Source organism: Povalibacter sp., from assembly GCF_036735925.1.
Classification (GTDB): Bacteria; Pseudomonadota; Gammaproteobacteria; order Steroidobacterales; family Steroidobacteraceae; genus Steroidobacter.
In genome coordinates this window covers 42599-57837 of sequence record NZ_DAINNK010000025.1, presented here as the reverse complement: position 1 = coordinate 57837, position 15239 = coordinate 42599, and the positions used below count along the sequence as shown (strand labels likewise).

At 64.4% G+C, this 15239-nt stretch carries 11 protein-coding genes; 4 read left to right on the top strand and 7 right to left on the bottom strand.

The window, feature by feature from the left end:
• Positions 1-156: 156 nt before the first annotated feature.
• On the bottom strand, positions 157-300 hold the full coding sequence (locus V7D81_RS10050; protein ID WP_324316232.1) for a hypothetical protein: 144 nt from the start codon (positions 298-300) through the stop codon (positions 157-159).
• 205 nt (positions 301-505) lie between these two features.
• Here V7D81_RS10050 and V7D81_RS10045 point away from each other — a divergent pair, with 205 nt between their 5' ends.
• The gene (locus V7D81_RS10045) at positions 506-3208 is read left to right on the top strand and encodes a serine/threonine-protein kinase (protein ID WP_324316230.1); all 2703 of its coding nucleotides are present in this window, start codon (positions 506-508) and stop codon (positions 3206-3208) included.
• A 3-nt stretch (positions 3209-3211) separates the two neighbouring features.
• Here V7D81_RS10045 and cydX read toward each other — a convergent pair whose 3' ends face one another.
• The 5 genes from cydX to V7D81_RS10020 form a co-directional block, all read right to left on the bottom strand.
• Complete coding sequence (gene cydX, locus V7D81_RS10040) at positions 3212-3358, bottom strand: cytochrome bd-I oxidase subunit CydX (RefSeq protein WP_324316229.1); 147 nt, start codon at positions 3356-3358, stop codon at positions 3212-3214.
• A gap of 1 nt (position 3359) precedes the next feature.
• Positions 3360-4484 carry a cytochrome d ubiquinol oxidase subunit II gene (gene cydB / locus V7D81_RS10035; RefSeq protein WP_324316227.1) on the bottom strand — a complete coding sequence of 375 codons (1125 nt, stop codon included), beginning with the start codon at positions 4482-4484 and terminating at the stop codon, positions 3360-3362.
• Positions 4484-6025 (bottom strand): cytochrome ubiquinol oxidase subunit I, encoded by a 1542-nt coding sequence (locus tag V7D81_RS10030; protein WP_324316225.1) that lies wholly within the window; start codon positions 6023-6025, stop codon positions 4484-4486. The genes cydB and V7D81_RS10030 overlap by 1 nt, the downstream gene beginning before the upstream one ends.
• Entirely contained in the window at positions 6012-6221 is a 210-nt protein-coding gene (gene cydP / locus V7D81_RS10025) for a cytochrome oxidase putative small subunit CydP (RefSeq protein ID WP_324316224.1), read from the bottom strand. The genes V7D81_RS10030 and cydP overlap by 14 nt, the downstream gene beginning before the upstream one ends.
• Positions 6222-6423: 202 nt before the next feature.
• Positions 6424-9090 carry a glycosyltransferase gene (locus tag V7D81_RS10020; RefSeq protein ID WP_324316222.1) on the bottom strand — a complete coding sequence of 889 codons (2667 nt, stop codon included), beginning with the start codon at positions 9088-9090 and terminating at the stop codon, positions 6424-6426.
• A 152-nt stretch (positions 9091-9242) separates the two neighbouring features.
• Here V7D81_RS10020 and V7D81_RS10015 point away from each other — a divergent pair, with 152 nt between their 5' ends.
• A complete protein-coding gene (locus tag V7D81_RS10015; RefSeq protein WP_324316221.1) occupies positions 9243-9887 on the top strand; it encodes an outer membrane beta-barrel protein in 645 nt (214 codons plus the stop codon).
• A gap of 81 nt (positions 9888-9968) precedes the next feature.
• Here V7D81_RS10015 and V7D81_RS10010 read toward each other — a convergent pair whose 3' ends face one another.
• Positions 9969-11906 carry an alpha/beta hydrolase family protein gene (locus tag V7D81_RS10010; RefSeq protein ID WP_324316219.1) on the bottom strand — a complete coding sequence of 646 codons (1938 nt, stop codon included), beginning with the start codon at positions 11904-11906 and terminating at the stop codon, positions 9969-9971.
• 140 nt (positions 11907-12046) lie between these two features.
• On the opposite strand from V7D81_RS10010, the gene V7D81_RS10005 reads away from it, so the two are divergent.
• Both V7D81_RS10005 and V7D81_RS10000 read left to right on the top strand, forming a co-directional pair.
• A complete protein-coding gene (locus V7D81_RS10005) occupies positions 12047-12712 on the top strand; it encodes an ABC transporter ATP-binding protein (RefSeq protein ID WP_324316218.1) in 666 nt (221 codons plus the stop codon).
• A gap of 3 nt (positions 12713-12715) precedes the next feature.
• Positions 12716-15238 carry an FtsX-like permease family protein gene (locus V7D81_RS10000; protein WP_324316216.1) on the top strand — a complete coding sequence of 841 codons (2523 nt, stop codon included), beginning with the start codon at positions 12716-12718 and terminating at the stop codon, positions 15236-15238.
• Position 15239 lies beyond the last annotated feature (1 nt).

The window sequence follows — 15239 nt, the reverse complement described above, 5'->3', positions numbered from 1 at the left end:
GGCGCTGCCCATAGTGCCAATTGTTGGCCGGGCGGGCGAAGAGGACGATCGTTCCCAGATCGATCCCCCGTGAGAGTTGCGCCGGCAGTTCAGAAGACTGGCCGGCGTTTTTTTTTGGTTTCCGGATATTGGCTCTGCAGTTCCTTTGCAGATCGATCAGGCTGGCGGATTTGCCGGCTCGTTCTGAGTCTGCTCCTGCTGCAGCGAAGTCGATGACGCATTGTCATCGCCATCGCCGGCCTGAGCACCGAGATAGCCGCCTATCGCGCCGCCCACAGCGCCGCCAACGAGGGCGGCCATGACTACCGGTAGCCGGACGGTACCCTGTGTTTCTCCATTGGGCATTTTGTATCTCCAGAAGGTTAACGACGGATCACTTGTTCGGGTGCGGATATCGCAACATTTGCCGCAAACCCGATGCACTTTCGCGTCGTTGCCCGGCCGATGCAATGACCCTTAGTATCAGCCGCTTTCGCGGGACGGGCAGATGAATTCTCGAAATCCCATGTCATTCGAGGACCTCATGCGTCACGCGGAATCGCTCGACCCGAAGGAGCGGTTGGCGTTTCTGCGCGAGACATGCGGCTCCGACGACGCATTGTTCGAACGTGCCTGCGACAGGATGCGTGCGAGTTCTCCGGACTGGTGGGATCTCGAGGACGAAACCGGATCGCACGTCGATGAAGGTGTTTTCGCCGACTATGTCGGCCAGATGATCGGACCGTATCGAGTCACGAAGACGCTGGGCCTCGGCGGAATGGGCGAGGTCGTGCTTGCTGAGCGCGCCGACGAACAGTTCCGGCAGCAGGTGGCGATCAAACTGGTCAGGCGTGGACTGGTATCACGCCAAGTGCGTGGACGGCTGAAGATCGAACGTCAGATTCTCGCCTCGCTGAACCATCCAAACATTGCGAAACTGCTGGACGGTGGCGTCACCAGCGACGGCACACCGTACATCGTGATGGAGTTCGTGGAAGGCGAGCCGATCGATGCCTATTGCGACCGGCATCGCCTTTCGACCCGCGATCGTCTGCGACTCGTGCAGACCGTGTGTTCGGCGGTTCACGCTGCGCACCGCAATCTGGTCGTGCATCGCGATCTGAAGCCATCGAACATCCTGGTGACGCACGAGGGCGTACCAAAGCTGCTCGACTTCGGCATCGCCAAGCTGCTCGACAGCCGGGAGTCCATGCATACGGTGGCGGAAACGCGCGCCGATATCCGCCTCATGACGCCGGATCACGCGAGCCCGGAGCAGATCCTCGGGCTGCCGGTGACGACATCGAGCGATATCTATGTGCTCGGCGTGCTTCTCTACGAGCTGCTGACCGGCTACCGACCGTTCAATGTGGTCAACAAGCCGTTCAGTGCGGTCGAGCGCCTCATCTGCGAGCAACCGCCGGTAACGCCGAGTGCGGCCGTTGCAGCGGCCCACGCTGCTGTCAGCGCGGATGAAGTCGCATCGCTGGCCGAGGCACGCGGGACTTCGGTCACGCGCTGGATCAAGGAACTGCGGGGCGACCTGGACAACATCGTCCTGATGGCGATGCGCAAGGAGCCCGAGCGTCGCTATGCCTCCGTGGAACAGTTCGCGACCGATATCGACCGGTACCTGAAGGGCATGACGGTCATTGCCCGCGCCGACAAGTGGACCTACCGGACTTCGAAGTTCGTGCGCAGACATACCGTGGCCGTGGGATTGTCGTTGGCGCTGGTGGCATTGCTCGCCGGCTTCGCAGTAACGACGGCCATCCAGTCGCGGCGCCTCGAAGAGGAACGCGATGCCGTGGCGGCTCAGCGTGCACGCGCAGAAGCGGAGCGTGACCGCGCCGAGAGCACGACCTCGTTCCTGATGGAGGCGTTCCGGGTTTCCGATCCCAATGAGAGCCGCGGCAACGAAATCCGGGCGCGGGAAATTCTCGATCAGGGCGCGAAACGCATTGACGCCGAACTGCGAGGGCAACCGGCCACGCAGGCGGTGATGCTGGACACGATCGGCCGCGTATATTTCAACATGGGCCTGTGGTCGGACGCCGAACCGCTGTTGGAAAGGGCGCGCGAGCTTCGCGTTGACTTGCTGGGCGAATACGATCCGGACGTCGCCGAAAGTTTCATCAGCCTTGGCAGGCTGCGCAGGGAGCAGGGCAAGTACGACGAGGCGGAATCACTATTCGCGCGGGCGCTGAAGATCAATCAGCTCGCTCCTGGATCGGAGACGTTGCAGGTTGCAGAAGTCCTGCGCGAGCAGGGCCTTCTCTTTCATCTGACCGGCCAGCTCGACGAATCGGAGCGGGCGTTCCGTCATTCGCTGGCGATCTATCGGCGAGTAGGTGCACCAGCCCTGGTAGTGACGCCGGTGATGTCCGATCTTGCGAACTTCCTGCAGACGCGGAACGACCTGCCGGCGGCCGAGCAATTGTTCCGGGAAGCGCTTCTCAGAGATCGACAGGAACTGGGTGAAGATCATCCCCTGTACGCGTCGCACCTGCTGCGCGTCGCTACCGTGACGCAGGCGCAGGGTCGTATCGACGAAGCAGAAGGACTATTCATTCAGTCCATTGCATTACTGCGTCGGGTCTACGGCGACAAGCACCCCGAAACCATCGATGCGCTCATCAGTCTCGGAAATCTGCAACAGGAGAAGAAGGACTACGACGCAGCTGAAAAATCATTCCGCACCGCGCTGCAGTTCGACCGGGAACTGCGCGGCGAGAAGCACAGCTACGTAGGCATCGATCTGATGCAGCTCGGCAGTCTCGCGGGCGCGCGTGGCCGCTACCAAGAGGCCGAACATTTGATTCGGGAATCCCTCGGTGTCTTGCGCGCGAGTCTGCCGGACAACCATCCGTACGTTGCGACGGGCGTCGCCAATCTCGGCCGCACACTGCTCGAGCTGAATCGGTTGAGCGAGGCGGAGACGACGCTGCGACAGGCCATCGAACTCGAAACGCAGGCGTTTGGCGCCGACAACGAGAACGTAGCGATCGCCAGGATTTCGCTGGCGCGAGTGCTCGCTGCACGACAGCGGCCAGCGGAAGCGGAGCCTTTGTTTCGCGAAGGTTATGCCGTGTTGCTGAAATCACGCGGCGCCGAGGCGCCAAGGACGGTGCAGGCCCGCCTCTGGATCACCGAGTTTTACCGGAAGCTGGGCAAGGATGCCGAAGCACAGGAACTATTTGCCGCGTCGATCGGCCGCGATGAGCGTTGATCCTCATCGGCTCGTACTGTCGATCCTGTCCGCCGTGATCGGGGCCTTCTCCTCGGGATTCTCCGTCTCATACAGTTCCAGCCACATCGCATTCAATATCGCGAACGCGCAGGCCAGTCCAAGACCGAGAATCCACGAGAAGTACCACATCTCAGTACGCTCCCTTCTGTATGTGCTCCAGCGAGACCTTGCCTCGCAGCACGCGGAACACCCAGCTCGTATAGGCCAGGATCAGCGGCATGAAGATCAATGTCGCGATCAGCATGATGAACAGCGTCGAGCGGCTGCTGCTCGCATCCCATACGGTCAGGCTGCTGCCGGGATCGAGCGAGGATGGCAGCAGGAACGGAAACGCAGCGAACCCGGCGGTACAGACTGTTGCTGCAGCCGTGAACGAACTGCCGAGCAGCGCCACTTCGGGGCGCTGACGAACGAACACGAAGGCGGCGATCGCGCCGACATAGCCGAGCACCGGCGCCAGCAGCATCCACGGATACCGGCCGTAGTTGTCGAGCCAGGCGCCGGTGCCGACGATCACCGCCTTGCCCACTGGATTCGACGGGCCGGCCGTATTGATCTCCGAGACGATGCGATAGCCGTCGACCGACATGGCGATCATCACGCCGCCGATCGTGAACAGCGCGATGTAGATCACAGCGGATAGACGTGCAGCAGCCGCGGCGCGATCGGCCAGCGGCGCGTGCGTCTTCCACGCCGCATAGGTGCCACCGTGCATCGCCAGCATGGCAACGCTCACGAGTCCGCACAGGACGCCGAACGGATTCAGCAGCGCGAAGAACGAACCCTCGTAGAAGACGCGCAGCGTCTCATCGAAGCGGAAGGGCACGCCGAGCAGGAAATTGCCGATGGCCACGCCGAACACCAGCGAGGGGACGAAGCCGGCGATGAACAGGGCCCAGTCCCAGGTGGCGCGCCAGCGCGGATCGCTGAGCTTGTTGCGGAAGACGAAGCCCACCGGTCGCAGGATCAGCGCCGCGAGCACCAGGAACATCGCGATATAGAAACCCGAGAACGACGTGGCGTAGAGCGGCGGCCACGCAGCGAAGATCGCGCCGCCGCCGAGGATCAGCCAGACCTGGTTGCCTTCCCACACCGGCTCGATGGTTTCGAGAAAGGCGCGGCGTTCCTCGTCGGTCCGGCTGATGAAGCGGAACAGCATGCCGACGCCGAGATCGAAGCCGTCGGTGACCGCGAAGCCGGCGAGCAGCACGCCGAGCAGCACCCACCAGATGATGCGAAGCGTTTCGTAATCCATCAGTGCGCTCCTTCCTCACCGGACCAATGCTCCGGTCCCTGCCGGATCACGCGCAGCATCAGGAAGACGTCGACGATGGCGAGCGTGCTGTAGAACACGACGAAGCCGATCAGGCTGAACCACACGTGGCCCGCCGATACCGACGAGACGCCGAGCGAGGTCGGCAGCATGCCTTCGATCACCCACGGCTGACGGCCGTACTCGGCGACGATCCAGCCGAGTTCGGCCGCGATCCAGGGCAACGGCAGGCTGTAGAGCGCGAGTCGCAGCAGTCCGCGATGGTTTTCGATACGCCGTCGTGCCGTCACGATGAAGGCCGTGCCGAACAGCACGATGAAGAAGATGCCGATGCCCACCATGATGCGGAAGGACCAGAACAGTACCGGCACGTTCGGTACGGTGGACCAGGCGGCGAATTCGATCTGCTCCTCGGAGGCCTGCCGTGGATCGGCAACGTAGTGCTTGAGCAGCAGTGCGTAACCGAGGTCGTGCTGGTAGCGGCTGAAGTTGCGCAGTGCCTCGGTGTCGCGGCCATCGGCGCGCAGTTTCTCGAGCGCATCGTAGGCGCGCAGACCGTCGCGAATGCGATTCCCGGCATCGGCCACCAGGTTGACGATGCCGGGTACTTCCTTGTCGATCGAGCGCGTCGCGATCAGGCCCAGCGCCCACGGAATCTTGATCTCCGCATGCGTCTTGCGTTCCTCCACGTCGGGAATGCCGAAGAGCGTGAATCCCGCGGGTGCCTTTTCGGTGTGCCACATCGCCTCGATCGCGGCGATCTTCATCTTCTGGTGTTCGGTCGCGGTGTAGCCGCTCTCGTCGCCGAGCACGACCACCGACAGTGCCGAGGCGAGACCGAAGCTCGCCGCCACGGCGAACGAGCGCCGCGCGAAGGCGCGGTTGCGCTGGTGCAGGAGATAGAAGGAACTGATGGCGAGCACGAACATCGCGCCCGTGACGTAGCCGGCACTGACGGTGTGTACGAACTTCGCCTGCGCCACCGGATTGAAGATGACTTCCGAGAACGAGGTCACTTCCATGCGCATGGTCTCGAAGTTGAACCGCGAACCGACCGGGTTCTGCATCCAGCCGTTGGCGATCAGGATCCACAGCGCCGAGAAGTTCGACCCGATCGCGACCAGCCAGGTCACCACCATGTGCTGCAGCTTCGACAGTCGTTGCCAGCCGAAGAAGAACAGGCCGACGAAGGTCGATTCCAGGAAGAACGCCATCAACCCTTCGATGGCGAGCGGCGCGCCGAAGATGTCGCCGACGTAGTGCGAGTAGTACGCCCAGTTGGTGCCGAACTGGAATTCCATGGTGATGCCGGTCGCAACGCCCATGGCGAAGTTGATGCCGAACAGCACGCCCCAGAACTTCGTCATCTGGCGCCAGATCCCGCGCCCCGTCATGACGTAGACGCTTTCCATGATGGCCATCAGGATCGACAGGCCCATCGTCAGCGGCACGAACAGGAAGTGATACAGCGCAGTGAGCGCAAACTGCAGTCGCGAGAGAATGACGACGTCAGCGTCGATCATGATCTGTCTCTGAAGCAGGAGAGGGATCGAGCAGATGCTGTTCGACGCGGGTCGGCGTGATCTGCGGCCGCTCGTCGAAGAACAGGAATCGCAGCGCGATCAGCGCCAGCAGCTTGAACGTGAGGATCGCGATGATGTCGCGGCGCAGGCTGAAGCTGCGTCGGGTCCGCGCAGTGATGTTGGCTGCCTCAGACATGCACACCGCCCCGATGAATCGCAGCGATTGTCAGCGTCTGGTGCAGTGCGATCAATTACGGCAATCCGAGAGACGTTGGTATCGGAAGAGAAGAAGAAATTTCCACAGGGGACACGGGGAACACAGGGACAAGAAAGATTCTCTTCTGTTCCGCGCCCCGTGCTCCCCGTGTCCCCCGTGGAAACCTTCTTTCTCTTTGCCCTTACTCCGTGGTCTCCGTGGTCTCCGTGATCTCCGTGTGAAATTCTTCCTCTCGCTGTCCCCGAATCGGCCCCAGCCAGCGCGCCGGCGGCGACAGTGCCGCGAGCAGCGACACGAGCAGCGAGGCCGCGTACGGAATCGACTGGATCATCAGCACGGCGACCCAGATGGACAGGTCCGGTCCGCGCAGTTCGGCCGGCACGCCAACGGTGCGGCCGGCGATGACGAGCTGATGCGTGAGGAAATAGACCGCAGTCAGCAGCACGATCAGGAAGCCCGTTTCCTGTGCGGCGCCGGCGAACGTCCGCGCGAGCGCATGCGGCTGCGATCCCTTCGGCGTGCGGAAGAACGGTTCGTTGCGCGTGAGCATGCCTTTGACGACCGCGAGTCCGATCGTGTGCGACAGCGCAAGCCCCGCGAGCGCGGCGGCAATCGTCTGGCGGATGTTCGCGCCGACGCGCGATACGTAGAGATGAGCGAGCTTCACCAGCTTGAACGTGAACAGCGCCAGCGGCAGCAGCGAGAACATGACCAGCGGCGGATCGATGCGCTGCGGCGCCCAGATCATGGCCATGGACCAGCCGACGGCGGCGACGTTGACGATCAGGTTCAGTCCGTCGGTGAGCCAGGGCAGCCAGCCGGTGAGGAAGTGGTAGCGCTGGCCGCGCGTCAGCTGCGTGCTGTTCGAGAACAGCGCCGTCGCATGCCGGCGCAGGATCTGCATCGCGCCGTAGGCCCAGCGGAAGCGCTGCTTCTTGTAGTCGACGAACGTATCCGGCATCAGGCCGCGCCCGTAGCTGCGCGGCAGGTAGTGCGCCTGGTAGCCGTGTTCGAAGAGTCGCAGGCCGAGTTCGGCATCCTCGGTGATGGACCACTGCGCCCAGCCGCCGACGCGGTCGAGCGCGACGCGTTGCACCAGCGTCATGGTGCCGTGCTGGATGATGGCGTTGCGCTCGTTGCGCGTGATCATGCCGATGTGGAAGAAGCCGCGATACTCGGCGTAGCACATGGCCTTGAAGATGTTCTGGCCATGATCGCGATAGTCCTGCGGCGCCTGCACGATCGCGACCTGCGGATCGGCGAAGGCGGGGACCAGATCCTTCAGCCAGTGCGGATCGACCTGGTAGTCGCTGTCGATCACCGCAATGACTGCCGCTGACGCATCGGTCCGCTGCAGCGCGTAGTCGAGCGCGCCGGCCTTGAAACCGGCGAGCGGTTTCACATGGAAAAAGCGGAAGCGCGGTCCGAGTGTGCGGCAATGCGCTTCGACCGGTTGCCACACAGTCTCGTCCGGCGTGTTGTTGTCGATCACCAGCACTTCGTAGTCGGGATAGTCGAGCCGCGCGAGTGCATTCAGCGTCTCGATCAGCATCGGCGCAGGTTCGTTGTACGCCGGAACGTGGATGGACACTCGCGGCCAGGTGGCGGGCGCAGCCAGCGGTTGCACGAGCGCGCGGCGTCGCTGGCGTACCCAGCGTGCCTCGGCCCACTCGATCGCTTCCGAGATCACGACGGCAATGACGCCGAGCATGCCGAAGATCAGCAGCGTGCCGACGATGAGGCTCGTGAGCGTCAGGTATTGCTGCGAATACCGATAGATCACCAGTACGGCGCAGGTCGCGGCGGCATAGATCACCATCGCCAGGAAGCTGCGGCCGCGCGTGCCCATGCCTCGGGTGTTGGTGTAGACGAGCAGCAGCAGGATCGCTGCTGTGACCACGGAAATGCCGGCGAGCATCTGCCATTGCGGGATGCGCACGATCGGCTTGATGAACTCGAACTTGGGCTGGCGCTGGACGTTGTAGACGCCCCAGTACGCCCCGACCGCGCCTTCGTAACGCGCCTTCCAGGGCTGATCGAAGGCTTCCATGATGTAGTAGACGTAGCCTTCCTCGCGCGCATGCGCGAGAAACCGTCGCAGGAACAGCGCCTCGTTGCTCAGTGAGGCGACCGCGCCCTCGCGCGTGCGTCCTTCCGAGGGCCAGCCCACTTCGCTGATCACGATCGGCTTGCCCGGGAAGGTCTTCGCCAGCAGCTCGATGCGCGAATCCATGTAGGCGATGGCGGACTCGACCGGAATGCCTTCCCAGTACGGCAGCAGGTGCACGCCGATGAAATCGACGTGCTCGACGAGCTGCGGATGGCTGATCCACACATGCCAGGGTTCGGCCGTGCTGACCGGCTGATCCACGGCGGCGCGTACCCGATCGAGATGCGCGCCCAGTTCCTCGGCCGTCAGATCACCGCGCAGCACCGACTCGTTGCCTATGATCACGCGGATGACATTGCCGTGACGGCGCGCCAGCTCGATCGCCGCGGCGACTTCCTTTTCGTTCGTGGCGCGATCCCGGTCCAGCCAGGCGCCGAGCGCGACCTTGATCTGGTGCCTCGCCGCGAGCGCCGGGACTTCGGCGAGGGTATCGAGCGTGGAGTAGGTCCGGACCGCATTGACCGAGGCGCCGGCCAGCAGCGCGAGATCGGCATCGATCTGGGCAGGCGAGGGCAGCGTGCGATCCGCGGGATCCTGGTCGGCATGAAACGGCGAGAAGGCCATGCCCTGCACGCCGTGCGGCCACTGCGGTTCGTCGACCGGCTTGTTGAGCCAGGCCCACAGACCGAAGGTGATCGCCGCGAACACGATCGCGACCAGGTAACTGGAAGACTTCATCGATCCACTGCGGTGATTGCCCTGGCCATCCGGTACTTCCCGTGCCGCGAAATGTGCCGGCCGCATGGTAACGTACCGCGCATTGCGCGCAGCGCTACCGTCGCCCGCGCGCGACGGCGAATCAACGACTCGTTATCCAGGGAGAACCGCGTATGTATCGAAGTCTGGGCAAGGCACTGCCGACGCTGGGGGGCTGTATCGGTCTGCTGCTGGCGACCGCGGCAGTGGCGGCGCCGGAGCCGGAGAAAGGCACGCGCTTCGAGGTCACGCCGTACGTCGGCCAGCTCACCGGCGGCGAATTCGAAGATCCCGCCGATGGCAGCGACCGCGATGTCGACGGCGACGTGGACTTCAAGCTGTTCCTGAACATCAACGCCGGCAGTCCGGAACGCCAGTACGAGATCCTCTACGCCAACCAGGGCACCGAGGTGAAGGGCGCCGTGCCGATCGACATGAGCATCCAGTACCTGCACTTCGGCGGCATCGTGAACTTCACCGACGTGCAGCCGGTCGTGCCGTACTTCGGCATGACCATCGGTGCGACCCAGTTCAGTCCCGATGCGTCCGGTCTCGACGATGAAACCAAGTTCTCGGCCAGCGTCGGTGCGGGACTCAAATACAAGTTCACGAAGAACATCGGCCTGCGCTTCGACGTGCGCGCCTTCGTGACGCTGCTCGATGCCGACGGCGATCTGTTCTGCGTGTCCGGTCCGGAAGGCGCCGGCTGCGCCATCGCCGCCTCGGGCGACACGTTCATCCAGTACGGCGCGGGCCTCGGGTTGATCGCGGCGTTCTGATGGTTTTGCTGCAGGTCAGGCTTTAGCCTGACTTCTTCAGAAGGCCGGCTGAAGCCGGCCCCACAGGAAGAGAGTCTGTCTTTACGACCCGTTCGCCACCGTCCCCGGCCCAAGATTCTCCAGCAGAAACTTCTCGATCTCCGTCAGCAGCGTGACGCGATCCGATTGACGATCGAGCTGGTGGGTGGCGTCCTTGAGGTAGACGGCGCGATGCGGTTTGTTCGCGCGCTTCAGGGCCGCGTCCATCCGGCGCGTGTGATCGACTTCGACCTGGTAGTCCTTGTCGCCGTGCACGAGCAATACCGGCATCGCGATCTTGTCGACCTGGCGCAGCGGTGAGTCCGCGCGCAGCTTTTCCTTGTCGACCCCGATCTGTTCGCGCGCGAAGCGCCAGTTGGAGAAGAAGCGGGTTTCGCTCAGCAGCTGATTGAGATCGGCAACGCCCGCGATGCTGACGGAGCAGCGGTACAGATCGTTGTTGCGCACGGCGCCGACCAGCGCCGCATAACCGCCGAAGCTCCAGCCGACGACGCACATGCGTTTCGGGTCGGCGATGCCCTGCGAGACGGCCCAGCGCGCGCCATCGGTGATGTCGGAGTACGTGAGGCCGCCCCAGTCCTGGTGCGCGGCGTGGTACCAGTTGTCGCCGTAGCCTGAGGAGCCGCGGAAGTTCATCTGCAGCACGGCGTAGCCGCGAGAGACCAGGAAGGCGCGCAGGAAGTCGAAGTCCCAGGTGTCGCGCGCAATCGGGCCGCCGTGCGGCATGACGATCAGCGGCAGGTTTTCGGCGCGCAGTCCGGGCGGCACCGTCAGGTAGCCGGGAATCTCGGTGCCGTCGGCGGCCTTGTATGCGATCGAGCGCATGCGGCCCTGCGACGCCGGATCGAGATCCGGGTATTGCGTGCCGAGGCGCATCAGGCGCCCCTTGGTCGTGTCCAGGACGAAATAGGTGCTGGCGTCGACGTCGCTGTAGGAGCGCACGATGAACTTGCTTTCGTCGCGGCTGCTGTCGGTGATGTGACTGAACTTCGACGGTTCGGCCTTGTTGATGGCCTGGATCAGGCTGCGCACCTTTTCGTCCGTGTAGTGCACGAAGGGCCGGTCGAGTTCGTACCAGATTCCCAGCAGGCGGCCGTCCGGCGTCAGCAGGGGATTGTCCGCATCCACCAGCGGATGCGAGAACACCAGCTGGGGGGCGCGCTGATCGGTGAGATCCATTTCCCAGAGCGCGGCGCGGCCCTCGAAATCACCGGTCGCATAAGCGATGTTCTTGCCGGGCGCGGCCGCGATCGGCCGCAGCGCATCGGTCTGGCTGAATGCCTTGATCTTCGACAGCAGCCGCCATTCGCGTTCGTTCTCCAGGCGGGCGTAGTAGCTCACGTCGGTCGACGTCGTCGAATAACCGGATCCCAGTCGCACGTTGCCCTTGGCGTCGGTCGTGAAAGAGCGGATCGGCGCGCGCTCGCGCGTGTGCGTCTTGCGCATTCCGGTATTGATGTTGAGTTCGAATACGGTGGGAAAGCCGTTGACGTCGTCGTCGAGCTGGATCAGCACGGTGTCCGGTTCATCGGGCGTCCAGTCGAGGATGTGATCGTGGAACTGCGCGCGGCCCGTCTCGGCGTTCTGTATCAGCTGCTTGAGTTTGCTGCCGTCGGCATTCACCGCCACCAGACGCGTGAAGGGATAGACGCGGCCCGACTCCTCCGCCATCCCCCACAGGCCGCACAGCAGTCGCTGGTCGTTGGCCCAGTTGCACCAGCGGATGTCGTACTCGCCCGATTCGGAACGCAGCAGGGGCGTCGATTTGGCCTCCGCGGCGGTCAGATCGAGCGTGACGGCCACGGAAAGGTCGCCCGACGAAGTGATGTAGGCCACGCGCGAGCCATCCGGCGAGATCGTCACGCCGCGGATCTGCGGCATGCGGGCGAAGGCCTCGATGGGCGGCGGCGCGGCCGTGGCGGGAATGGCGGTGACGGCAAAGACGGCTGCCAATAGAGTGGCAGCGGAGCAGACCTGCATGCGAAATCCTCCCTCGATCCCTGTTCGCTTTCCGCCATCTCGATCAGGCGCGGCGGTGCCGGCAAGCCTAAGGCAACTGCAATGCATCGCGCCAGAGGCCGTTACACTGCCACCGGATCTGATGGCGTGTCGGTGACGCAATGCTGATTGTCGAAGGGTTGTCGAAGTCGTTTCCCGGTGCCGTGGCGCGCCGCGTACTGGACGGCCTGTCGCTGCAGGCGTTCTCCGGCGACTACTTTGCGATCATGGGCGAGTCGGGCAGCGGCAAGTCGACCCTGCTCAATCTCATCGCCGGACTCGATACGCCCGACACCGGTCGCGTCGCGATCGATGGCCAGGACATGACGGCGCTCGACGATGCCCGGCGCACGCGGCTGCGGCGCGCCAAGCTGGGCTTCGTCTTCCAGGCCTTTCACCTGCTGCCGCATCTCAGTGTCGAACGCAATGTCGCGCTGCCGCTGGCGCTGAACGGCATCGCCGGGCGCGCAGCGGACGAGCGCGTCGATGAGCTGCTGACTGCAGTCGGACTGAGCGCGCGACGGCATGACCATCCGTCGCGATTGTCGGGCGGCGAAATGCAGCGGGTCGCCGTGGCACGCGCGCTGGTGCATCGACCCAAGGTCGTGCTGGCCGACGAACCGACCGGCAATCTCGACAGCGAGTCTGCCGCCGAAGTCCTGCAGCTGCTGCGGACGCAGCTCAAGCGCGATCATGCGGTCGGGCTGCTCGTGACGCATTCGACGACGGCCGCGGCGACCGCCGATCGGGTGCTGCGTCTCGGCGCGAACGGCCTGACACCGGCTTGACCGATGATCGCGAATGCAACCGTGCTGAATGCCGCGGTCTTCGGACCGATGCGTCACGCCCCCGGACGCACGGTGCTTGCGGTACTCGCGATTGCACTCGGCGTCGCACTCGGCCTGGCGATTCATCTGATCAATCGCGTCGCGGCCGACGAAATTTCGCTCGCGGCCCGCAGCCTGTTCGGCCAGGCGGATCTCGCCGTCGAAGGCGATGCCGACGGCTTCGACGAGGCGATCTACCCGCGCGTCGCGCGTCTGCCCGGCATCGCCGTGGCGAGTCCGGTCGTGCAGGTCGAAGCCAGGGTGATCGGTGCGCGCGGCGCGCTGACGGTGCTCGGCATGGACATCTTTCAATCGCGTCGCCTGCAGCCGGCCTTTGCGACTACACCGGCGGACGAGTCGGAACAGGAGGCGAAGACGTCGTCCGCCGAGCCGATTTTCCTCAGCGCGAGCGCGGCGCGCAGTCTGGGTTTGCAGACCGGCGCGCCGATCCGCTTCCAGGTGGGGATGCAGTCGCTGGAGTTCGTCGTGGGCGGTGTGCTGCCGGACGCCGCGCTCGCAGATCGCGCTGCCGTGCTGGACATCGCGACGACGCAATGGAAGTTCGAACGGCTCGGCCGGCTGTCGCGCCTGAATCTGCGGCTTGCTTCCGGCACGGACATCGAACAGGCGCGGACGCAACTACGCACTCTCCTGCCGCCGGGCGTGCGCGTCGTCGTGCCGGAGGAAGCGGCAGATGAAGCGGCGAGCCTCTCGCGCGCCTATCGCTCGAATCTCACGGCGCTGGCGCTCGTCGCCCTGTTCACGGGCGGATTCTTCGTGTACTCGACCCAGTCGCTGTCCGCATTGCGCCGGCGTCGCGAGTTCGCGTTGCTGCATGCGCTGGGGGTGACACGCAGCGGCCAGTGGTGGCTGGCACTGTTTTCGGGTGCGCTCATCGGCCTCGCGGGTTCCATGCTGGGCGTGCTGCTCGGTGTGGTGCTCGCGCAGTTCGGCCTGCAGGCACTGGCGTCGAATCTCGGCGCGGGCTTGCCTGGCGGCACGATGCCGCAGCCCGGATTGCAGGCCGTCGAAGCGATCGTCTTCTGCCTGCTCGGCGCGGCGGTGGCCGTCGCCGGGACCTTGCGGCCGGCATGGGACGCATCGCGCATCCCGACGGCACTCGCATTGAAGGCAGCCGACGTGACGAGCGGCGAGACGCGCACGCACGGCGTGCTGGTGGCAGCGCTGCTGCTGCTGTCGGTTCTGATCCTGTTCCTGCCGCCGGTCGCCGGTCTGCCGTTGCCGGGCTATGTCTCGATCGCTTTGCTGATCATCGGCACCGTGATCGCGATGCCGCTGGTGCTGCGCGCATTGCTGACGCGCGCGCCGTTGTTCAGGTCGGTGCCGTGGGAGATCGCGGTCACGCATCTGCGCGGCACCGCGCGTTACGCGACGCTCAGCGTATCGGCGATCGTCGTGAGTTTCAGCCTGATGGTCGCGATGGCCATCATGGTCGCGTCCTTCCGTCATTCGCTCGATGCGTGGACGCAGCGCTTGCTGCCGGCGGATCTCTATCTGCGTGCGGGCTATGTCGGTCAGTCGTCGCACTTCGATCCCGTCGCCGTGGCTGCGATCCGCGATCTCGACGCGATCGGGCAGCTCGAAGTCAGTCGATTCGCCGAAGCGGCGTTGGCGACATCGGGACGGATTGTCACGCTCATCGCGCGCGACATCGATCCCGAGAATGCCGAACGCGTGCTCTGGCTCGAACAGACTGCCAGCGGTTCATTGCCGGCCGGCAGCGTGCGTGTCTGGCTGTCGGAAGCCGTCGCCGACGAACTGCGATTGCCGCCCGGCGCGACATTCGATCTGCGCATCGACGGCAGAACCGTGTCCGCCTGGATCCAGGGCGTGTGGCGCGATTACGAACACTCGCGCGGCGCCATCATCATGGAGCGCATCGCCTATCTCGCAACGACCGGCGACACCGCCATCAACACGCTCTGGCTGTGGCTGAAGCCCGGTGCAACCACGGATGCAGTGCAGGCGCAGATCCGCGAACTGCTGCCGGCGAATGTCGATGTCGACATGCGCGTGCCCGCCGAACTGCGGCGTCTGTCGCTGCAGGCTTTCGATCGCACGTTTGCGATCACCTACGTGCTCGAGCTGATCGCGATCCTGATCGGACTGTTCGGCATCAGCGCCGGCACCAGCGCACAGGTGCTGGCGCGACGCCGGGAGTTCGGTGTGCTGCGTCACATCGGCCTGACGCGCGCACAGATCGCCGCGACGCTCGCCATCGAAGGCGCCGGACTCGGCGCGCTCGGCGTGATCGCGGGCCTCGCGACCGGCGGACTGGTGAGCCTGATCCTGATCTACGTGGTCAACCGCCAGTCGTTTCACTGGAGCATGGATCTGTTCGTGCCGTCGGCGTTGATTGCGGGACTGAGTGTGGCGCTGATCGCGGCGGCGGCCGTCATCGCCGTCGTCAGCGGCCGGCAGGCGACGCGCGGCGAAGCGGTGGCCGCAGTGAAGGAGGACTGGTAGC